The organism is Pseudarthrobacter sp., from assembly GCF_036675385.1.
GTDB lineage: Bacteria > Actinomycetota > Actinomycetes > Actinomycetales > Micrococcaceae > Arthrobacter.
Map to the genome: position 1 here is coordinate 1 of NZ_JAKFFD010000107.1, position 20,906 is coordinate 20,906.

General features: G+C 66.8%; 18 protein-coding genes and 3 pseudogenes. 4 read left to right on the top strand and 17 right to left on the bottom strand.

Annotation, left to right across the window (positions count from 1 at the left end; translation table 11 throughout):
- The 4 genes and pseudogenes from V6M49_RS08495 to V6M49_RS08510 form a co-directional block, all read right to left on the bottom strand.
- Positions 1-345 (bottom strand): annotated as a pseudogene (locus tag V6M49_RS08495) (hypothetical protein); the annotation flags it as partial.
- 127 nt (positions 346-472) lie between these two features.
- Positions 473-3,550 (bottom strand): SMC family ATPase, encoded by a 3,078-nt coding sequence (locus V6M49_RS08500; RefSeq protein ID WP_332760853.1) that lies wholly within the window; start codon positions 3,548-3,550, stop codon positions 473-475.
- Complete coding sequence (locus tag V6M49_RS08505) at positions 3,547-4,728, bottom strand: exonuclease SbcCD subunit D (protein WP_332760854.1); 1,182 nt, start codon at positions 4,726-4,728, stop codon at positions 3,547-3,549. The genes V6M49_RS08500 and V6M49_RS08505 overlap by 4 nt, the downstream gene beginning before the upstream one ends.
- Before the next feature lie 71 nt (positions 4,729-4,799).
- Positions 4,800-5,813 (bottom strand): MIP/aquaporin family protein, encoded by a 1,014-nt coding sequence (locus V6M49_RS08510; RefSeq protein ID WP_141140942.1) that lies wholly within the window; start codon positions 5,811-5,813, stop codon positions 4,800-4,802.
- Between the two features lie 142 nt (positions 5,814-5,955).
- Between V6M49_RS08510 and V6M49_RS08515 the strand changes: the two genes are divergently transcribed.
- Positions 5,956-7,038 carry an ADP-ribosylglycohydrolase family protein gene (locus V6M49_RS08515; RefSeq protein WP_332760855.1) on the top strand — a complete coding sequence of 361 codons (1,083 nt, stop codon included), beginning with the start codon at positions 5,956-5,958 and terminating at the stop codon, positions 7,036-7,038.
- On the opposite strand, the gene V6M49_RS08520 is transcribed toward V6M49_RS08515, so the two are convergent.
- Both V6M49_RS08520 and V6M49_RS08525 read right to left on the bottom strand, forming a co-directional pair.
- On the bottom strand, positions 7,025-7,543 hold the full coding sequence (locus tag V6M49_RS08520) for a DUF4395 domain-containing protein (protein WP_141140944.1): 519 nt from the start codon (positions 7,541-7,543) through the stop codon (positions 7,025-7,027). The two genes, V6M49_RS08515 and V6M49_RS08520, sit on opposite strands and share 14 nt — an antisense overlap.
- Before the next feature lie 109 nt (positions 7,544-7,652).
- Positions 7,653-8,645, bottom strand: coding sequence for an exonuclease domain-containing protein (locus V6M49_RS08525; protein ID WP_141140945.1), 993 nt, complete (start codon positions 8,643-8,645; stop codon positions 7,653-7,655).
- 127 nt (positions 8,646-8,772) lie between these two features.
- Here V6M49_RS08525 and V6M49_RS08530 point away from each other — a divergent pair, with 127 nt between their 5' ends.
- A complete protein-coding gene (locus V6M49_RS08530; protein WP_056349654.1) occupies positions 8,773-9,549 on the top strand; it encodes a VTT domain-containing protein in 777 nt (258 codons plus the stop codon).
- 242 nt (positions 9,550-9,791) lie between these two features.
- Here the strand turns inward: V6M49_RS08530 and V6M49_RS19910 are convergent.
- The 7 genes and pseudogenes from V6M49_RS19910 to clpS all read right to left on the bottom strand — a co-directional run.
- Positions 9,792-10,406, bottom strand: a pseudogene (locus V6M49_RS19910) (VOC family protein); the annotation flags it as partial.
- Positions 10,407-10,440: 34 nt separating this feature from the next.
- Positions 10,441-11,097 carry an RdgB/HAM1 family non-canonical purine NTP pyrophosphatase gene (rdgB, locus tag V6M49_RS08535; protein ID WP_332760856.1) on the bottom strand — a complete coding sequence of 219 codons (657 nt, stop codon included), beginning with the start codon at positions 11,095-11,097 and terminating at the stop codon, positions 10,441-10,443.
- Between the two features lie 26 nt (positions 11,098-11,123).
- A complete protein-coding gene (gene rph / locus V6M49_RS08540) occupies positions 11,124-11,882 on the bottom strand; it encodes a ribonuclease PH (RefSeq protein ID WP_058932038.1) in 759 nt (252 codons plus the stop codon).
- Between the two features lie 101 nt (positions 11,883-11,983).
- Complete coding sequence (locus V6M49_RS08545) at positions 11,984-12,781, bottom strand: MBL fold metallo-hydrolase (protein WP_141140948.1); 798 nt, start codon at positions 12,779-12,781, stop codon at positions 11,984-11,986.
- Positions 12,778-13,845, bottom strand: a complete 1,068-nt coding sequence (gene murI, locus V6M49_RS08550) for a glutamate racemase (protein WP_141140949.1) — start codon at positions 13,843-13,845, stop codon at positions 12,778-12,780. Before murI ends, V6M49_RS08545 begins: the two co-directional genes overlap by 4 nt.
- A gap of 69 nt (positions 13,846-13,914) precedes the next feature.
- Positions 13,915-14,481 carry a DUF2017 domain-containing protein gene (locus V6M49_RS08555; RefSeq protein WP_141140950.1) on the bottom strand — a complete coding sequence of 189 codons (567 nt, stop codon included), beginning with the start codon at positions 14,479-14,481 and terminating at the stop codon, positions 13,915-13,917.
- Positions 14,474-14,866: an ATP-dependent Clp protease adapter ClpS gene (gene clpS, locus V6M49_RS08560; protein ID WP_141140951.1), complete on the bottom strand. Its 393-nt coding sequence runs from the start codon at positions 14,864-14,866 to the stop codon at positions 14,474-14,476. Before clpS ends, V6M49_RS08555 begins: the two co-directional genes overlap by 8 nt.
- Before the next feature lie 155 nt (positions 14,867-15,021).
- Here clpS and V6M49_RS08565 point away from each other — a divergent pair, with 155 nt between their 5' ends.
- Both V6M49_RS08565 and V6M49_RS08570 read left to right on the top strand, forming a co-directional pair.
- The gene (locus tag V6M49_RS08565; RefSeq protein ID WP_141140952.1) at positions 15,022-16,350 is read left to right on the top strand and encodes a nicotinate phosphoribosyltransferase; all 1,329 of its coding nucleotides are present in this window, start codon (positions 15,022-15,024) and stop codon (positions 16,348-16,350) included.
- A complete protein-coding gene (locus tag V6M49_RS08570) occupies positions 16,350-16,982 on the top strand; it encodes an isochorismatase family protein (RefSeq protein ID WP_141140953.1) in 633 nt (210 codons plus the stop codon). Before V6M49_RS08565 ends, V6M49_RS08570 begins: the two co-directional genes overlap by 1 nt.
- A gap of 3 nt (positions 16,983-16,985) precedes the next feature.
- Here V6M49_RS08570 and V6M49_RS08575 read toward each other — a convergent pair whose 3' ends face one another.
- The 4 genes and pseudogenes from V6M49_RS08575 to V6M49_RS08590 form a co-directional block, all read right to left on the bottom strand.
- Positions 16,986-18,770 (bottom strand): DEAD/DEAH box helicase, encoded by a 1,785-nt coding sequence (locus V6M49_RS08575; RefSeq protein WP_332760857.1) that lies wholly within the window; start codon positions 18,768-18,770, stop codon positions 16,986-16,988.
- A complete protein-coding gene (locus V6M49_RS08580) occupies positions 18,770-19,111 on the bottom strand; it encodes a DUF3039 domain-containing protein (RefSeq protein WP_056349372.1) in 342 nt (113 codons plus the stop codon). The genes V6M49_RS08575 and V6M49_RS08580 overlap by 1 nt, the downstream gene beginning before the upstream one ends.
- A 120-nt stretch (positions 19,112-19,231) precedes the next feature.
- Positions 19,232-20,014, bottom strand: a complete 783-nt coding sequence (nagB, locus tag V6M49_RS08585) for a glucosamine-6-phosphate deaminase (RefSeq protein ID WP_104061181.1) — start codon at positions 20,012-20,014, stop codon at positions 19,232-19,234.
- A gap of 44 nt (positions 20,015-20,058) precedes the next feature.
- Positions 20,059-20,906, bottom strand: a pseudogene (locus V6M49_RS08590) (transporter); the annotation flags it as partial.

The window sequence follows — 20,906 nt, forward strand, 5'->3', positions numbered from 1 at the left end:
GGCCGAGCCGATCCCCACAGCACCAGCGGCAGTGCCACCCAGCGCGTAGGAGCCGGTCACGGACGTAACAAGCGTCAGGGCGCCGACAGTAAGCATGGCCAAGGGCAGCCGGGCGAACAGGCCAAGCGGGATAAAGCTGCGGCCTGCGAGGTGCGGGAGCCTGGCGAACCGTCCCGTGGGCGGAGCCAGCGCAGCGGAGGCCGGCGCAGCGGAGGCCGGCGCAGCGGAGGCCGGCGCAGCGGAGGCCGGCGCAGCGGAGGCCGGCGCAGTGCCAGGATGGGCAGTGCCGGGAGAGACAGTGTCAGAAGAAAGCGGCGCTTCCAGGGAAGCGGGCAGGGAGGACATTGTTGAAGAATTCAAGGTTCCGGGCTCGTTCAGTAATGCGCATCGTCCCTCCTCCCGATGCGCGCGACCCGGTAACTATCCGATTATAGAGGCCGGCTGGGGCCATTCCAGCCCGGCATGGCCGCCGTCACACCAGCGCTTCGGCGGCGTCGGAAATGCGGAGCGTGGAACCGTTCCGGCCCTTGAGGACCTGGAGCTGGGTTCCGATACGCTGTTTCATTTCCCCCACATGACTGACGAGACCCACAACGCGCCCGCCGTCGCGAAGGCCTTCGAGGGCGTCCATCACCTGTTCCAGGGATTGTTCGTCGAGGCTGCCGAAACCCTCGTCCACAAAGAGCGTCTCGATCTGGATGCCGCCGGACTCCTGCTGCACAACATCTGCCAACCCCAGGGCGAGTGAGAGGGACGCCATAAAGGACTCGCCGCCGGAAAGGGTGGAGGTATCCCGGCGGTGCCCGGTCCACTGGTCCACGACTTCAAGGCCCAACCCGGATTTCGCGCCCCGCGCGGCCTTGGCGTCTGAATGCTGGAGCAGGTAGCGGCCATCGCTCATGGCCACCAGGCGTTCGGAAGCAGCCAACGCCACCTGTTCAAGCCGTGCCGCGAGGACGTAGCTGTTCAGGCTCATGCGGTACGTGTTGTCTCCTCGGCCTGCGGCGGTATCAGCAAGGGCTGTCAGCAGCCGGGCGCGTTCCCGCGGAACCCGCCCGGAACCGGCAAGCCGTTCGTAGTCATTGCGGACAGCGGCCAGCGATTCCACACAGCGCACGGCCATACCGGCGGCGAGATCGGCGGCGCGTGCCTCCTGCCCGGCCTGCTCCGCGGCGGTTTGCAGCTCCGCAATGAGGGCTTCATCCACCGCTGGATGTGCTGCTTCTTCCGTCAGTGCCAGCAGCAGATCCTCGGATGCGAACAGCTCGGCAATCCGCGCCTGTTCGTCGTGGCCTGCCCGGACCTCAGCCAGCAGGGCGTCGGCGTCGGTGGCCGACAGCAGCTGAGCCCGGGCTTCAACGTCAGAACTGAAACCAGCCTCCGGCAACGCCAGGTCAAGCTGGATCCGCGCTTCCTCGGCCCTGGACCTGGCCCTGCTGAGCAAGGCCTGGGCCTCCACGGCCTTCTCCAGTGTGGCAGCAGCGTCCTGCAGCGACCGCAGCCGGTGTGTGAGGCTGCGGTGGCCGCCACGCAGGGCGGAGAGCGCCTCGTCAAGCGACGCCAGCTGGTCCACCAGCCCCGACAATTCAACGGCGACCTGCGCGAGTTCGGATGCCGCTCTGTGCCTGGCGGAATCCGCTGCGGTAAATCTGGTTTCGGCTGCCTCAAGCTGCTGCCGGAGGTCAGCGAGGTTTTTCACCGCCAGCTGCGACTCTCCGGCGGCGGTGCGGGCTGTCTCGAACGCCGCAAGCGCTTCCTCTTCGGGGGTGTCCCCGCCCTGGCCTTCAAGAACGGCCATCAACTGGTTCGCGTCGCCCAACTCACGGGCCCGCGCTGCCAGGTCTTTCTCCGCAGACTCATGGTCGTGCTGGGCGGCTTCCTCGGCCTGGCTGAGGCCCAGCGCTGACGCTGCAGCCACCGCGGGAGCCGGGTGGTCCGCACTGCCGCAAACCGGGCAGGCTTCCCCCTCGGCCAGCTGGGCGGCGAGTTCGGCGGCGGCGTTGGCGAGTCTTTCCTCGCGCAGGTCCAGCCAGCGGAGTTTCTTCTCGAGCTGGATCTCCCGGGACGCCGAGTGGCGCTCGGTGGCGAGCGCCTGCGCCGCACGGGCAGCCGCGTAGCGCCGGACAACGTCAAGAAGTTCCTCGGCCGCAGCGGCTTCCTTGGCATGCATGATCGCGGCTGAGGCCAGTTCCGCCAACGGCTCCAGGCGTGCCGTCAGGGTTTCCTGCTCCGTGCGGAGGGCCTGCAGCGAAACGCCCAGGTCAATGTCCTTTTGGGTGAGTTCCTTCTGCTTCGTGCTGAGTGCGGCACGCGTGGCAACGAGCGAATGGAGGCGTTCTTCGTCCGGCAGCCTGGCCTCCACCACGGCCAGCAGGGACCGGAGACGGCTCAGCTCACCGTCGATGTCAAGGGCCCCCGCAGCGGAGAGCCCGCCATCGGAGTGGTCCGCATCCAAGGCGCCAAGGTCCAGCTGGTCCAGTTCGGGGTCTTCATCCGCCGCCATGCGCAGCAGTGTGATGGCGGATTCCATGGCTCCCGCCGCGTGCCGGACCTGGGTCTGGCTGGACTGGACTGCTTGCAGCTGGCCCGAGAGCACCTCGGCGCGGCGGTGCTGTTCGAGGCGGGCGGCATAGACCTCCAGTGACGGCAGGGTTGCCTCTGCGGCTGCTTTCCGGGCCTCGGCGGCTGCCAGTTTGCGGTGCCGTTCCCGCCGCGCGGACTCGCTCTCCAGCCGGCCGGAGGTGTGCCTGCTGACAACTGCTGCGGCCTCCGCCGCGGCAGCCAGTTCCCCTGCGCGGTGGGCCACTGATTCCTGCAGCCATTCGATCCGGGCAGAAGATTCCTCCTGGGGAGGAGCTGCGGAATCGTCAATGGCCAGCGCAGCGGCCTCGGCTTCCGCCCGCGCCGCCAGCAGCTCAAGCTCCGCGTTCAGCCGGGCAACATCGTTCCGCGCGGCCTGTGCCTGCGCCGCCAATTCCTGTTCCAGGGCCTCGAACCGCTGGGTGCCGAAGAGCTTCTGCAGCAGTTCCAGGCGATCGGCTGCCTTGGACCGCAGGAAGGCGGCAAAATCGCCCTGCGGCAGCATCACCACGCGCGTGAACTGTTCCCGGTCCATTCCCAGCAGGGCGGTGATTTCAGCGCCGGCTTCGTCATTGCGTCCGGATCGCTCAGTCCACGTTCCGCTGATGCGTTCCCGGAGGAGCGTTTTGGCCTGCTGTGTGGTGAAGCCGTTCTTCCCCCGGGCACTGGGTTTATCCCAGGCCGGCGACCTGGTGACTTCGAAGTGGCGGCCCTGGGCGGAAAACTCGCAGGTTACCGCCGGTTCGAGCGACGGCTCGGCATGATCGCTGCGCAGGCGCTTACCATCCTGGCGCGCCCCGGGCACGGATCCGTACAGCGCAAAGCAGACGGCGTCCAGCACGCTGGTCTTCCCTGCCCCCGTAGGCCCGTTAAGGAGGAAGAGTCCGTGTGCGCTCAACCTGTCGAAGTCGATTTCCTCGGTACCCGCAAAGGGCCCGAAGGCGGAGATGGCAAGGCGGTGGATCCTCATAGCGATGCCTCCGTCAGGCGTACGTTATCCAGCGCCGCGGCGATGGCCGACCGCTCGGCGTCGTCCGCGTCCCGCCCCCGCACATGATCGAGGAATCCGCAGCAGAGCGAGAGATCATCCTGGGCTTCGGCGAGCCGGCTGCTGTAACTCTTGGACGCCTTGACGGCGCCGCCCTGCGGATCAAAGCCGAGGACCAGCGTGTCCGGAAAACGGGCCCGCAGCCGCTCCATGGCCTGCGGCGGCCGCTGCTCATCCGTGAGGGTGATCTGGCAGTACGCCCCTTCGGCCCAGGAATGTTCCGCGGACTCCAGGAGCTCCGAGATATCGCCGCGGAGCACGGCCAGCTTCCGCGGGGCTTCCCACGACAGTTCCGATACGCCGGTCACACCGTCCGGGCCGACGTCGATCAGCCAGCCTCCCTTGGTGTGCTTGGCTTCGGAGAACGAGTAGGCCAGGGGCGACCCCGAGTACCTGACCTGCGGCGACAGGGTCTGGCGGCCGTGCAGGTGACCCAGCGCGGTGTAGCTGAATCCGTCGAAGAGGTCCAGGGGCACGGCTCCGACTCCCCCGATACTGAGGTCCCGTTCGCTGTCTGAGCTGATCCCTCCGCTGGCGAACGTGTGGGCGAGGACCACCGAATGGACGGTTCCCGCTGCGCTGCGCTCCGCGAGGTCTGCCCGGATGCGGTCAGTGGCGGCGCGGGTGACTTCGAAGTGGCTGGCTGTTTCTGCACCGAGTTGTTCGGCGACGAGGCGCGGTTCCAGCCAGGGGATTCCATAGATGGCCAGGACGGCACCGGGCGTCCCGCCGTCACCCGTCTCAAGGGGCAGGACGACGGGCTGGTCCAGGTCCGCCAGCCGGGTCCGCAAGTGGACGCCGCCACGTTCCAGCAGCCGGGAGGCGAAGCCCAGCCGGATGGCGGAGTCGTGGTTGCCGGATGTCAGCACCACTGTGGCGCCGGCCGCCGTGAGCCGCACCAGGGCATCGTCCAACAGCCCCACGACGTCGACGCCGGGCAGGGCGCGGTCGTAGACATCACCGGCGATCAGGACGACGTCGACCGCATTTCCGGTGACAGCGCTGACGAGCTGATCAACGAATGACCGCTGGGCGTCCAGCATCCCGACGCCGTGGAAGGACCTGCCCAAGTGCCAGTCCGATGTGTGCAATAACCGCATATTCTTACGCTAGCGGCTGCCACCGACAGTTTAGGAAACCGCAGCAACAGGCCGTTGCCCAGTCAGGCCAGCTAGCCGCGCTTTCCGTCGAAGAATTCCTGGGCCTCGTCGCGGCTGTCCGGCTCGTCCGCGGCGGCATGAGCCGGTGCGGGCTTGGCCGGAGCAGGTGCCTTGGCGGGCACCGCAGCGGACTCGTCGGCGACGCCGCCATCGACGTCGGTGTCCTCGTCGTCGTCGAAATCCTCAACGTCGTCGGCCTCACTGCCGTCATATACTGACCCGTCAGCAGCTGATCCAGCGGCCGAAGCAGTAACGGCAGCAACCGGCTCGGCGAACCCCCGGAAGACCAGCCCGGCGATGGCTGCGCCCGCCAACGGAGCAACCCAGAAAAGCCACAGCTGCTCAAGGGACCAGCTGGAGCTGAAGACGGCCGAGGCCGTGGCGCGTGCGGGGTTGAACGGCGCGTTGCCCACGGACAGGCCCAGCTGCAGCAGAACGGCGAAGGCGAGGCCCACGGCTACGGCGGCTGCCGTTTTGTTGATGTTGTTGCGTGCGGTGGTGCCCAGGAAGACTGCAACCAGGATGGCGGCCCCGAGTACTTCCAGCAGGAGCACACCGGCGAGGGGCGCCTGGATGATGGAATGTTCGCCGAATCCGGCGGTCACAGTGTCGAACGCCGTGCGGCTGTCCTGGATGCCCGGCAGGGTCCGAAGGATGCCAAAGAGTGCGAGGGCGCCGAGAAGTGCACCCACCAGCTGCGCGCCGATGTAAGCGGCGGCGTCACCGAGCCGGATCCGGCCGGCGACGGCGTGGCCAACGGTCACTGCCGGGTTGAAGTGTCCGCCGGAAACGTAGCCGAAGGCAAGCATGGCCGCGGTCACCGCGAGACCTGCTGCGAGCGCGGCCGGCAGCGGGCTGGACTGCGGGATGGAGAACAGCGGCACGCCCAGCCCAGCCACCACGATGAAAAGGCTGCCAAAGGCTTCCGCAGACAGCCTGGACACCAGCCCGTGCCGGATTTCGCCACCGCTTCCGGCAGTCAGCCCGGGGGCGGGATCACGGTGGACGGGCACAGGCGTGGTCATGGTGGGGCAATCCTTATCGTTGGGGTTTGGTGCCTTTGCATTCTGCCAAGGGATTCTGGGCGTTGGCTGAGTCCGAGCTTAGTGGACGGACGGCGTGGCGCCCCGGCGCGTTCCACCTTCGCCCCACGGTAAATTTACTGTCATGAGCATTGAACCGGACGCCGTTGCCGCGCCCCCGCTGAAGTCCCGCATCCACGGCTGCCTCCTGGGCGGCGCCCTGGGAGACTCGCTGGGGTACGCGGTGGCGTTCGACCCGATCGAGGCCATTCGCCAGCGCTTCGGCCCCGCGGGCCTGACGGACCTGGCAGCGCTCGACGGCGGCAGCCACTTTTCGGACGACACGCAGCTGACGCTGTATACCGTGGACGGGCTGGTGGAGGTGCTCGAATGGGCCAATGACGGCGTGGGCGCCGATGCGAACGCCTGCGTGTGGCTGGCCTACCTTCGCTGGCTGGACACCCAGGGTGAGTCTGTGCCGCCGCAGGCCCCGGCGCAGCCGCCGCGGTGGATCGATGGGAACGAGGTGCTGAGGCACCGCCGCGCCCCGGAAGAAACGTGCATCAGCGGACTGGCCACGGGTGAAATGGGAACGGTCTACCGGCCCGTGAACTCGGACTCGAAGGATCGCGGAACAGTGATGAGGTCGGCCCCGTTCGGCCTGATTCCCTTCATAGCGTCCGACGCCGTCTATAAGTTGAGTGCCGACGCCGCCTCCCTGACGCACGGCCATCCGTCCGCACGGCAAAGTGCCGGCAGTTTCAGCCTGCTGATCCACCGCCTGGTGGCCGGTGATACCCTGGCGGACGCGGCGGCGGCGGTCCTGGCCGAAGTGCGTGGCCTGAAGGATCTGGCGGCGGAACTTCCCGAGCGGCTTGAAACGGCCATCCGCTGTGCGGGAACAGGCGTCCTGTCGCCCGAGGAACTGGTTCGGCAGCTCGGCGAGGGCTGGGTCGCGGAGGAGGCGTTCGCCGTCGGGCTTTACGCTGTCCTGGCCACAGCGCCGGGCGCGGACTCCACACTGTCGCCGCAAGACCATTTCCGGGCAGCCCTGGCGCTGGCCGTCAACCACAGCGGCGCCAGCGATTCCACGGGATCCATCGCCGGAAACATCCTGGGTGCCTACTACGGCGAAGAGTGCCTGCCCCCGGAATGGCTCGACGCCCTCGAAGGGCCGGACGTCATCCGCGGCATGGCCGATCTGCTGGCGGGCGTTACAACCGCTTGAGCGCGACGTTGTTGCAGGCCTCGCAGATGTCCTCCGGGATCAGGCCCCGGCGCTGCAGCACTCCGAAGATAACGCAGCCCAGGCAGAATCCGGCGAAGGCCTCCAGCGACGCAGCCGCAATGAGTACCGCGAGCGCAATCCAGGCTGCAGGGGCGGCACCGGCAAGGAACAGGATCAGCGCCGTCGTGGACACCGCCGCTCCCATGCCCTGGGCAAAACGCTTGGGCGGTCCGGGAACCAGGCGAACGCGGCCCAGACGGGGTGCCAGGACCTTGACGGAGAGCAGGGCCAGCGGCGAAATCCGTGGGCCGAAGAGCACCCGCAGCCAGAAGCCCGCGGCGATCAGCACGAGTCCCCAAACGGACCCGCTCAGCAGTGTGGCGCCCGCGAGGAGCACCACCAGGCCGGCTGTGATCCGGGCCGCGTATTCATTGACGGGGTTGGGAAAGGCGAACACGGCGGACCAGTTGATTCCGGTTGTTTGGCCGTCCGATAGTTTGCTCATCCTGCAAGGCTAGGAGCCGGGCACGCCGCAGGGAAGATTTGTTGCGCCGGATGAACACCGGGCCGGATCCGTGTAGCCGGAATCACCGCATGCGGACAAAGCGTGCGGCTCAGCCGCCCACCATCTGCAGGAACTCGCCTTCGGAGAGTACTTCGATGGGCTGGCCGCGGTCGTGGAGCTCCAGGACGCGCCGGGCCTTGCCGGTCAGCCTGCCGGACCTCAGGTCCGCGGCCACAAAACCGTCACCCACCACCAGCACCGTGGTGCGGGCGGTTACCCGGCTTTCCGGCCGGGCACCCAGCTCGGCCGAACGCACCTTTGCTTCCGGCCGGGCCATGGAGAGCTCGCCGGTGAAGACAACGGTCTGGCCGTACAGCGGGTGGGAGGGTTCGGCGTCGGCGTTGGGGACGGGGTTGTCGCCCTCCTCCGGCCATCCGGACAGGAACGGGCGCACCAGCGTGGCGCTGTTTCCGCCAGCGGCGCCGGCAAGGGCGGTAAGGCTGGCTTTGGACAGGACGTCGCGCGCAGGGTCAAACGCCTCCTGATGCGGCAGGACCAGGCCCAGCGACAGGTAGAGCTCGGCAATGCTGTTGGCGTTGTTCCGGGCCGCGATGTCGATCAGGATGCCGGCGCAGGCGCGGGCGTCTTCTGCGGCGTCGTGGTGGTTGACCAGCGGCACGCCGGCTTCCTCCGCGGCGAACGGCAAGGAATTGGAGACCAGGGCGTAGCAGCGCCGGGCCAGCATCACGGTGCAGACGTAGTCGTAGGCAGGGCCGGGCAGGCCGGAGACCTCAAGCCCTGACCGGATCACTCCCAGGTCAAAGGCCGCGTTGTGCGCCGCCAGGATGTCGTCCCCGATGAAGGCGCCAATCTCCGGGAACAGTTCACCGAAGCGCGGGCGGCCAGCCACGTCCGTGGCCTTTATGCCGTGAACCCTGACGTTGTGGTACTCGAAGTGGTCGTGGTTGACCGGAGGCCGCATCAGCCACGACGCCTCATCCACCACGCGCCCGCCGCGCACTTTCGTCAGGCCAACCGCGCATGGTGAACCCCGGAAGCCATTGGCCGTCTCGAAGTCGATCGCCGTAAAGTCCAAACCCACGGCCCATACTTTACCGCCGGACAGGCCCGTTCCGGTGTCACCGGGGCGGCCCTGTCGTGGAAATCACCCGTCCGACGCCGGGCAGCGAGAGTGCGTCAAGTACCCTGAGTAGGTGAACTTTCTTGCGATCAGCGACCTTGCCGTGCCCATGCTGGGTGGTGCAGGACCGGTCCAGCCCCAGCTGGCATCCTTCCTGCCCGACTGGCTGAACCCCCAGATTTTCTTGGCCGATCCAGCACTTGCGCCCTGGGTGGTGCTGCTCGTCTGCGGAATTGTCTTCGCCGAAACGGGCCTGCTGGTGGGATTCTTCCTTCCCGGCGATTCGATGCTGTTCACGGCTGGGCTGCTGGTTGCAACGGACACCATCCAGTTCAATGTCTGGCTCCTGGCGCTCCTGATCACCATATCCGCCATCATCGGCAACCAAACCGGCTACCTGATCGGTTCCAAGGCCGGCCCCGCCATCTTCAATAAGCCGAACTCCCGCCTCTTCAAGCGCGAAAACGTGGAGAACGCACACGCTTTCTTCGAAAAGCACGGCGGCAAGGCACTGATCCTCGCCCGCTTCGTGCCGATCATCCGGACCTTCGTGCCCGTAATCGTTGGCGTGGCCCAGATGGACAAGAAGAAGTTCTTCCTCTTCAACGTGATCGGCGCGGTCCTGTGGGGCAGTGGTGTCACATTGTTGGGCTACTTACTGGGTGACAGGGTCCCGTGGGTCCGGGAGAACCTGGACATCATCTTCATCGTCATCGTGCTGGTTTCCGTGATTCCGATCGGCATCGAAGTACTCCGCGGATTCTCGGCCAAGCGCCAGGCTGCCAAGTTCGGCACGGACGCCGTCGAGGAATTCATTGAGGAACACGAACCCGAGGCCGAGCGGAAGACCCACCGGGACCACTGAGCCCTCACCGCGCAGCCTGTCACTACTCCCCGGCCACTCCGTTGCCCCCGACGGTTCAGTCCTCGGCGTGCCAGGCATCGATTATCACGGTGCCGCGCGGCGAGTTCAGTGTGGCGCTGAGCGGCGCGGCGTGGGCAAGCCCCATTGGGGGTCGCTCGCACTTCTGGCAGCTTCAACACGTCAAGCGCCTCCTGCGGCACCCCATGCAATACCAGCTCCTGCAACGCCAAGGGCGTCGGCGGGAGGTGATCACAGGGATGTGCTCCCGTCCATTCGATCAAAGTCGGCAACGCGCCAGCGCATTGGGTGCGGCCATCGTCGCGTACTGTAATGCGCCACTTCAACAGGCCCTGCGGCGTATCGCGCTGCGCTGCCAGTGGTACGCCGGGGTCGAGGTCGACGTTGACCAGGCGCTGCCGCAGCATTTCCATTATGTCCGTCCGCGCGACTGCGTGCACCAGTAGGGGACATTGGCGCACCGCCCCGCGCAACACTGGCTGGTCCAGCCCGAACCAACGCGGCCGACCCGGGGCCGGCGCTTCAGGGTCAATCGCGATGATCTCCAGATAGCACTGCGGGAAGCGCACCGTGCTGATGTCCAACACTCGATTGTGCGTGCCCATCAAGGCGTGTTTGCCTCCACCGGAGGGCTGAACGCCGAATGTGGCCTCGCACCAGGCGACGCCCTGTTCGAGCGAATCTGCGGCGATGACCAAGTGATCGATGCGCGCGTTCACAGCAACATTGTATCGGCCCGCCCCAAAATGCTGCCTCCGCGGCCCTGCGGGGAATGCCGGCGGAAATGACGAATGTCTCCCCAGGCGTTTTTGTCCAGATATCGCCCGTTCGAGCCTCATTTGGTCGCGATATCCGGACAAATCTCCCGTACGGTCACGGGCCGGCGAGTGCCTCGACAATGGCCGGCAGGAGTGCCCGGAAGGCCTTCGCCCGGTGGCTGATCGCGTTCTTTTCCGCCGCTGACAATTCAGCGCAGCTGCGGTCCTCGCCGGCCGGTTGCAGCACGGGGTCGTAGCCGAAGCCGCCATTGCCGCGGGGTTCGCGCAGGAGGGTCCCCTCAAGCTGGCCGTACTCCACCACGTCGCGGCTCCCAGCGCCCGGTCCCGGGACAGCCAGGGCCGCAGCGCAGACAAACGCGGCTCCACGGTGCCCGTCAGGGACATCGGAGAGTTGGTCCAGCAGAAGCTTCAGGTTGGCGGCATCGTCACCGTGCCGGCCGGACCAGCGCGCGGAAAAGATTCCAGGCGCCCCGCCCAGTACGTCCACGGCCAGCCCCGAATCGTCGGCGATCGCCACCAGGCCCGTGGCCTCGGCAACAGTCCGCGCCTTCAACAGCGCGTTCTCGGCGAACGTGACGCCGGTTTCGACGACGTCCGGCCCACCTGCCGCCGCGGCGTCCACCACCTGAGTGTCGACGTCGAGCCCGGGAACCTGTCCGCGCAGCAGCTCGCGGAGCTCCCTGAGCTTGCCCATATTGTGCGTGGCCAGGACGAGGCGAAGCACGGGCGCGCTACCGGATTCAGCGTTCACGGCGTTCGGGTTCCCTGCGCTGGTGTTCACAGTGCGTCGGCGAGGGTTTCGCGCTGGATCGCCGCCAGGGCGGTGGTGCCCAGGAGGGCCAGGTCCAGCAGCTGGTTCAGCTCGTCCCGGTCGAAGGGAGCACCCTCTGCGGTGCCCTGGACTTCCACGAACTTCCCGGATCCGGTGACCACCACGTTCATGTCGGTTTCGGCGCGGACGTCCTCAACGTAGGGCAGGTCCAGCATTGGCACGCCGTCGATGATGCCCACCGAAACGGCAGCGATCGTGTCGATCAGGGGCTGGGCGTTCTTGGCGATCAGCTTGTTGTCGCGGGCGAAACGGATGGCGTCGGCCAGCGCCACGTAGGCGCCGGTGATGGCCGCGGTGCGGGTTCCGCCGTCGGCCTGGAGGACATCGCAGTCCAGGACGATCGTGTTTTCGCCCAGGGCCTTGGTGTCAATGATGGAACGCAGCGAGCGTCCGATCAGCCGGGAAATCTCGTGGGTCCGCCCGCCGATTTTCCCCTTGACAGATTCGCGGTCGGAACGGGTGTTGGTGGCCCGGGGAAGCATGGCGTACTCCGCCGTGACCCAGCCGCGGCCTTCGCCCTTGAGCCAGCGCGGCACGCCCGCCGTCAGGGACGCCGTGCACAGGACCCTGGTGTTGCCGAACTCGATGAGGGCCGATCCCTCGGCCTGCTTGGACCATCCGCGGGTGATGCTGATGGGGCGGAGCTGGTCGGGGGCGCGGCCATCGGCGCGCACTACGGGCACTGCGGTTGCTTCAGAAGTCATACCTTTAGCTTATCGACTCACGGCGAGCCGTCCCGCCGGGCGTTCAGTGGACGAGGCGGCCCAGCTGACCCGGCCGGCCATGAGCAGACGAGGGAACCGGCTTAGACGGTGTAGTGCACACCGGCCACGGCAACGGCCACGTCGCCGCCGAACACCGGGCGCGCTTCGGCCATAACGGTGGTGGGCGATGTCCAGACGGGGATGTGCGTGAGCAACAGCCGGCGTGCGCCCGCGCTCTCCGCGGCCTCGCCGGCACGCTTTCCGGTCAGGTGGACATCCTTGATGTCGTCGTCGCGGCCTTCCTCAAAGGCGGCCTCGCACAGGAACAGGTCAGCGTCCTTTGCCGCTTCCTCCAGCCCGGCGCAGGAATCGGTGTCCCCGGAATACGTCAGGATCCGGCTGACATCGTTGCCCTGCTTGTCCGGTTCGGTCACTTCCACCCGCAGGGCGTAGGCCTCCTCCACGGGATGGTTCACCGCGAACGGCGTCACCGTGAACGGCCCCACCGTGACGGATTCCCGTTCGGTCCAGTTCGTGAAGTCGAATTCCTCGTGCATCCCCGGATCGAGTTCCAGGCCGTAGGCGGTGGCCATCCGGTCCGCCGTCGCGGCGGGGCCCCACACTGGAATCCTGCCGCGCCCCCAGCCGCCGGGCTTCCATCGGACGGCCACGTGCAGGCCGCACAAGTCCATGCAGTGGTCCGGGTGCAGGTGGGTGAGGAAGATCGCGTCGATGTCCTCAAGGTCCGTGTAGCGCTGGATGGCGCCCAGGGCTCCGCTGCCAAGGTCCATCACGATCTTCCACGTCCGCTCGCCGTCGCTGGCGGTCAGGAGGTAGCAGGACGCCGGGGAGCTCGGGCCGGGAAACGAGCCGGTGCAGCCGACGATGGTGAGCTTCACAGGGCAGGTCCTCCGGCCCGGTGGGCGCCCACAAAGTTCGAAGTCCGAGGTCCCGACGACGACTGCCGGGCGCTGGCGGTCTGCGCAGCCGCGATCATCTCGGGCGTGATCCGCGCCAGGCTGCCGGTGGGGTACTGGGCCGCCACATGGTCCACGTGCCGGACGGACAGGACCTCCGGCCCCAGGAAACGGCGGGCCAGCGTTTCGAACTGGCCGGCGTCACCGGTGGCGATGAAATGGTGTTCCGGCGGTGCTACAGCAGTGCGCTGAAGGTCGTGGGTGACGAGGGCCCGGTACACGTCCTTCGCCGTTTCCTCCGCGCTGGACACGAGCGTCACGGCGTCGCCCATCACGAACGAGATGACGCCGGTCAGCAGCGGATAGTGCGTGCAGCCCAGCACCACGGTGTCCACGCCTGCCGCCTTCAGCGGCGCCAGGTACTCTTCGGCAATAGCCAGCAGGGCGGGTCCGGTGGTGATCCCGGCCTCCACGTAGCTCACGAACTCGGGGCAGGCCACGGACGTGATCGCCAGGTCCGGCGCGGCGGCGAACGTGTCTTCGTAAGCCCGTGAACCAACGGTGGCGGAGGTTCCGATGACGCCGATACGCCCGCTGCGGGTGGCAGCGACAGCCCGCCGGACGGCCGGCTGGATCACCTCGATGACAGGGATGCCGTATTTCGCCGTGTACCGCTCACGGGCGTCCCTCAGGACAGCGGCCGACGCCGAGTTGCAGGCAATGGTCAGCAGCTTGACGCCGGAGTCCACCAGTTCGTCCATCACGCCCAGGGCGTTGGCGCGGACTTCGGCAATGGGCAATGGCCCGTAGGGCCCGTTGGCGGTATCCCCCACATAGAGGATGGACTCGTTGGGGAGCTGGTCGATGATGGACCGCGCCACGGTCAGTCCGCCGACACCGGAATCAAAGATGCCGATGGGGCGGGACCCCACCTGGGCCGTGGTGCTGCTGGCTGGGGAGTCCGATGCGGCTGCGCCTGACGGATCCATGCTCGAGGCTGTAGTCATGATTATTCGAGGATAGGTCTTCCCCGGGGCCGCAGCCATCACATTGTGGCGCCCGACTCATGTCAAATTTGTCACATTGGCGGTCGAATCCCGGAACAGGACAGCAGTTCAGGCCCGTGAGTCCAGGGACTGGAGCATCGCCTGGACCAGTGATTCCTGCAGCCACGTGGTGAAGTTGTACACCAGGGCCAGGTAACTTTCCACGTCCTCGGCCTGGGACCAGTCCTGCATCAGGTGCACGTGTTCGGCGTCCTCTTCATCCCGGATATCCAGGCGTTCCGCCAGCACCAGGCGCACATCGTTCAGGGCCATGGACCAAAACCTTGCCCCTTCGGCGGTGAGGACCACTTCGTCCCTGTCCAGGTCCAGCGCGGCGGCGCGCAGCGCGCCGATCTTGGTTTCCCGCAGCGAGCGCTCGGTGAGCTGGCGGAACTCCAGGGACGCGCCGTCGTCGTTCTTCATCACGTTGGGCAGCAACCGCTTAACGGCACGGTCCGTCGGTTCCTGGACGTCCATATCCAGTCCGATCAGGGCGGCCAGCGGATCCTGGCTGGTGTGTTCGGCCGGCTGGAGCATGGAGATGACGTCATCGATCAGGCTGCGGAGCAGTTCCCGTTCGGCGGGTTCCAGGAACCCCGTGATGCCCTTGAGCCCGTATTTGAATGCCTTAGCCACGTTTCCCCTTGCCCTGCCCGGACCCGCCGGATTTTCCTGAGTTTTTGGAGCTTCCACCATTCCCGCCGGAGGCCCTCTCCACCGTGGCCCAGAGGCCGAAGCCGTGCATGGCCACGGCATGCCGCTCAACCTGTTCCTTGCTGCCGTGGGCAACGATGGACCGGCCCTTTTTGTGGACTTCCATCATCAGTTTGTTGGCTTTGGACTCGGTGTAGCCGAAGTAGCTTTGGAAGACATAGCTGACGTAACTCATCAGGTTGACGGGATCGTTCCAGATCACCAGGTTCCAAGGGATGTCCGGGGCGGTCAGGGAGTCGGTGGACGCCTCTGTCCCGGTCCGGGTGCCCTCCTGTGTATCGGGGCCGAGCGCAACGCTTAAGGTCATCTGTCCATTCTATGGGGAGCATGGGCCCACGCCGGATGGGCCCACGCTGGCGAGGGCCCCGCGGCGAAGCGAAGCGAGACGAGGGAGCCGGTGGGGAGGGCCCCGCGGCGAAGCGAAGCGAGACGAGGGAGCCGGTGGGGACTAGAGTAAATTTTGTGAGTACCTCCGCCAGCTGGGACCATCCCCGCACGTCCTTTTACACAGACCACTACGAGCTGACCATGCTGCAGGCGTCCCTGCACTCGGGCGCCGCACACCGCAGGTCGGTCTTCGAGGCTTTTGCCCGGCGCCTGCCGGACGGCCGGCGGTACGGGATTGTGGCGGGAACGGGCCGCCTGCTGGAGGGCATCGCCGACTTCCGGTTCGGTGAAGCCGAGCTGGACTTCCTGGGGCGGACCGGCGTGGTCAACCAGGACACCCTGGACTACCTGGCGAGCTACCGCTTTTCCGGTGACATCTGGGGCTACCCGGAGGGCGAGGCGTACTTCCCCAACTCCCCCATCCTGATTGTCGAATCAACGTTTGCCGAAGCCTGCATGCTGGAGACCTACCTGCTCTCGGTCCTGAACCATGACAGTGCCATCGCCTCCGCCGCGTCCCGCATGATCACCGCGGCCGGCAACCGGCCCTGCATCGAAATGGGATCCCGGCGCACGCACGAGGAATCGGCAGTCGCGGCAGCCCGCGCCGCCGTCATTGCCGGGTTCGCCAGCACCTCCAACCTCGAGGCCGGCTTCCGGTACGGAATCAAAACGGTAGGGACCGCCGCGCACTCCTTCACGCTCCTCCACGACACCGAGCGGGAAGCCTTTGAGGCGCAGATCGCCTCCCTCGGACCCGGCACCTCGCTGCTCGTGGACACGTACGACGTCGAAGCAGCGGTACGTGCCGCCGTCGAGTTGGCGGGGCCCAAACTGGGGGGCGTCCGGCTGGACTCCGGCGACCTCGTGGCCCAGGCCCAATGGGTCCGGCGCCTCCTGGACGAGCTCGGCAACGTGAACACCAAGATCGTGGTCACCTCGGACCTGGACGAGTTCGCCATCGCCGCGCTGCAGTCCGCCCCGGTGGATTCCTACGGTGTGGGCACCTCGCTGGTCACCGGTTCCGGTGCACCCACAGCGAGCATGGTCTACAAGCTCGTCAGCCGCACCGACGACGCCGGCAATTTCGTCTCCGTGGCGAAAACCGCCAAGAACAAAACCAGCATGGGCGGCCGGAAGTACGCGCTGCGCAAGCTCAACGAACGGGGGATGGCCACCCAGGAGATTGTGGGCATCGGCCACCGCCCCGAAGACGACGGCAACGACCGGCCGCTGCTTCAGCAGTTTATGAAGAACGGCGAGGTGCTGCCGGGCTGGACCGGACACGAGGGTGTGGTCCGCGCCCGCCAACGGCACGCGGACACCATGGCCGAACTGCCCGGCGTCGTCAACCGCCTGCAGCGCGGCGAGCCTGCCATCCCCACCATCTACGAGGAGAACTGATGTCCCGCGCCCTGATCATCGTTGACGTCCAGAACGACTTCTGCGAGGGCGGCTCCCTTGCCGTGGCCGGCGGGGCGGACGTAGCAGCAGCCATCAGCGAATACGTTGATGCCCACCACCTCGAGTTTGACCACATCGTTGCCACCCAGGACTGGCACATCGATCCCGGCGCGCATTTTTCCGACACGCCCGATCACAAGGACAGCTGGCCGCGGCACTGCGTGGCCGGCACTCGCGGCGCAGAACTCCATCCGGACCTGGACAGCGAATACATCCAGGCCTACTTCCAGAAGGGACAGTTCGCCGCGGCGTACTCCGGCTTTGAGGGCCTGCTGGCACCTGAGGATGCCGTCCCCACCGGGGAACGCCAGCCGGGCGCCATGCCCGCTGACGCAGAAGCCTACGCACCCGCGGACAACGCCATCGGACTGGACGACTGGCTGCAAAGCCACGACGTGGAGGACGTGGTAGTGGTGGGGATCGCCACCGACTACTGCGTGATGGCCACCTCGCTGGACGCGGTCCAGGCAGGCTACTCCGTCACGGTCATCCGCTCACTCACCGCCGGCATCGCCGAGGACCTGGAGGACGCTGTGGCCGAAATGGAGCTGGGCGGCGTCGAAGTCGCCTGAGCCTTACTTCCGGCCGATGAACCAGTCCTGGAGCTTGCGCAGCCTGGACTGAAGCTGTTCCTCGTTCGCCTGCGCGACTGGAGGGCCGCCGCAGACGGTCCGCAGCTTCGTGTGCACCACGCCGTGCGGGGTTCCGGTCCGCGCCGACCAGGCCGCCACGTTCTTGGCCAGTTCGTTGCGCAGGTCCATCAGCATCCGGTGGTCCGGTATGGCCGGCGGCGCGGCGGCCGGCTCGGCTGCCGGTGCGCGCCGGTTCTTGCGGTTGAGCTGTTCGTGCTGGCGCTGCCGCAGCAGCGTCCCCACCTGCTCGGCATCCAGCAGTCCGGGGATGCCCAGGAAGTCCAGTTCGTCCTCCGAGCCCACTTCTCCCCCGGTGCCGAACTCGCCGCCGTCGAACAATACCCGGTCGAAGGACGCCTGCGAGTCGAGGGCCTCGAACTTGCCCTTGGTAAGGCTGTCGGACGCCTTGTCCTCCCGGTTGGCCTCTTCCATCAGCGAGTCCTCGGGATTGAACAGGCCGTCGCTGTCCTCTTTCTCGGGGCGGTCCAGCGCGTGGTCGCGTTCGGCCTCCATCGAGTTGGCCAGGGCCATCAGCATCGGCACGGACGGCAGGAAGACCGAGGCCGTTTCGCCGCGTTTCCGGGCGCGCACAAAGCGGCCCACAGCCTGGGCGAAGAACAGCGGCGTCGAGGTGGACGTCGCATAGACGCCGACGGAAAGCCGGGGCACGTCCACGCCTTCTGACACCATGCGGACGGCCACCATCCACCGTTTCTCGCTCACGGTGAATTCCTCGATCTTGCTGGAGGCCTTGGCGTCGTCGGAAAGGATCACCGTGGGCGATTCGCCGGTGATCCTTTTCAGCTGCCCGGCATAGGCCCTGGCATCCTCGTGGTCCGTGGCGATGACCAGCCCGCCGGCGTCCGGAACCGTGCGGCGCACTTCGCTGAGGCGTTTGTCCGCCCCCGCCAGGACAGCGGGAATCCATTCCCCGGCCGGGTTCAGCGCCGTCCGCCACGCCTGCGACGTGATGTCCTTGGTGACCGCGGACTCGCCCAGGGAGGCCGCCATTTCCTCGCCGGCGCTGGTGCGCCACCGCATCTGGCCCGAGTAGGCCATGAACATGACCGGGCGCACCACGTGGTCACGCAGGGCATTGCCGTAGCCGTAGGTGTAGTCCGCTTTCGAGCGCCGGATCCCGTCCTTGTCCTGCGCGTATTCAACGAACGGGATGGGCGAGGTGTCGGAGCGGAACGGCGTACCGGTCAGGGAGAGCCGCCGTGCCGCAGGGTCAAACGCTTCGCGGAGGCCGTCGCCCCAGGACAGGGCTTCGCCGCCGTGGTGGATCTCGTCAAGGATCACCAGGGTGCGGGCTGCCTCGGTTTTGGCGCGGTGCAGCATGGGTTTGCTGGCCACCTGCGCGTAGGTGACAGCGACGCCAACGAAACCGCGGCCGTGCTGGCCGTCGGAGTTCTTGAAGTTGGGGTCGATGGCGATGCCCACCTTGGCAGCGGCGTCCGCCCACTGCCGTTTCAGGTGGTCCGTGGGTGCCACGATGGTGACGCGGTTGACCGCCCCTGATTCGATGAGCATGGAGGCCACGCGCAGAGCGAAGGTGGTCTTGCCGGCGCCGGGAGTTGCTACGGCCAGGAAGTCGCGGGGATCGGTCCTGAAGTAGAGGTCAAGTGCTTGCTGCTGCCAGGCACGGAGTTTTTGGGCGGTTCCCCAGGCTGCGCGTTCCGGATAAGCCGGTGGCAGGGTGGGGCCGCCAAAGAGCGTCTCCGTCACTACTTGTTGTTGCCCGAGTCCCCTCCGGGACCCTTGCCGCCGTCGTTGCCCGGGCGGAGGCCGTCATAAACCTCTTTGCACATGGGGCACACCGGGAACTTCTGCGGATCCCGGCCCGGCGTCCACACTTTGCCGCAGAGGGCAATGACAGGATCACCCGTCAGCGCGGATTCCATGATTTTTTCCTTGCGCACGTAGTGCGAGAAGCGTTCCCGGTCACCGGGCTCCACTTCCTGGCGCAGCTCTTCGCGCTCGATGGTTGCCGTGGACGTTCCAGCCCCGGAAAGCTCGCGCATCGGGTCGTTTTCGAGAGGGTCCGTCATGCTAGTCATGGCATCCATCTTAGCGTCCCGGGACGGAGGACGTTCGACGGCGGGAGGACCGTTTTGCACACACCGCACCCGCCGCCGTCGGCCGTTCCGCGCAACGCCGCTACGCACCCGCGTGGTGTGTGGCCGGAATTACAGCGCCTGCCAGGCAGGCTTGTGATCGTACGTGTGCCGGTAGAAGTCGGCGAGCTTCAGCGACGATGCCGCGGCCTCATCCACCAGGATGGTGGCGTGCGGGTGGAACTGGAGGACCGAGGCCGGGCAGATGGCGGCGACGGGCCCTTCCACGAAGTCGCGGACGGCCGGTGCCTTCTGTGCCCCGGTAGCGATGAGGACAACGTGCCGGGCCTCGAGGATAGTGCCCAGCCCCTGGGTCACCACATGGTGCGGCACCTCTGCCAGGCTGCCAAAGAATCTGGCGTTGTCCCGGCGCGTCTGCTCGATCAGCGTTTTGATGCGCGTCCGGGATGCGAGCGAGGAACCGGGTTCGTTGAAGCCGATGTGGCCATCCGTACCCACGCCCAGGAGCTGCAGGTCCACGCCGCCCGCTGCCCGCATGGCCTCCTCGTAGGCGGAACAGGCCGCAGGCAGGTCCGCGGCCGCCCCGTCAGGCGTATGGACGTTGCCTTCGGCGATGTTGACCCGGCTGGTGAATTCCCGCCGGATGACTTCCCGGTAGGACTCCGGATGACCATGGTCCAGCCCCACGTATTCGTCCAGGGCAAAGGCATGGGCCTTGCTGAAGTCCAGCCCGTCACGCTGGTGGCGCGCTGCCAGCTCGTCGTACACCGGCAGCGGCGATGACCCGGTGGCAAGGCCCAGTACAGCGGTGGGCTTGCGCCGGAGCAGGGCCTCGATGGCATCGGCGACGAGCTGTCCGATCAGCTTGCTGCCCTGGAGGATGACAACTTCCATGTCCGGCCGCCTTTCTGGTGCATTACGTCTGGTCCTTTACGGAGTCAGCGGTTGACGGTCAGTTGGGCCAGCAGTTCGGGTCCGCGGGCATCAAGCCACTTTCCACCCAGCCGAATGCCCGCACCAAACAGCGCCAGTCCCAGCATCAGGCCGACGGCCAGGTTGGCCCACCCGAACATGGCATTCCCCGTGACCAGCTGCGCGATGAGCAGGCCCACTTCGGGCAGGACCAGCAGGCTCAAGACGCCCATGCCGGCAAACTGCACCACCAGGGTCTGCCCTACGTTGCCCGGGGGCTTCTTGAACGGGCTGTCCCCGGGCAACGGAACGGCCACCGTGTAGCGTGCCGACACCACGGACGATAAGCCAAGCCCGGTGAAGAGGATGCCCAGGCTCAAGCCCAGCTGGCCGGGCAGTTCTGACCAGCTGCCGGTAAAGAAGTACTGGCCCACTGCAAAGATCAGCACCACGGGCAGGGCAAAAGCCAGGCAGGCCAACGCCCTGCCCAGCCGGTCGTCCACACCGCGGACGCCCGTGGCCACATGCAGTGCGAATGCCGTGTTGTCATAGGAGACGTCCGCTGAGATGGACCAGGCAAGCAGGAAGGCAGCCAGCGGTGCAGCCACCGCCAGTACTCCGTAGTCACCGGACTGGCTGCCCTGGAACACCAGCAGGATGGGGAGCAGCGGGACCACCACCAGGGATCCGGAATAGCGGGGATCGCGCAGCCAGTAGGTCAGCGCGCGCGCTGTTACTGCCCCGGCCGGTGTGGCCGGCAGAAGATCGAACAGCCCCAGTTTGCCACCCTTGCGGCTGCCGCTGCCGGCGTAGGGCGGGTTGACCAGGGCCCGTTCAAGGAGCAGTTTCCAGCACCAGGACAGGACTGCGAGGG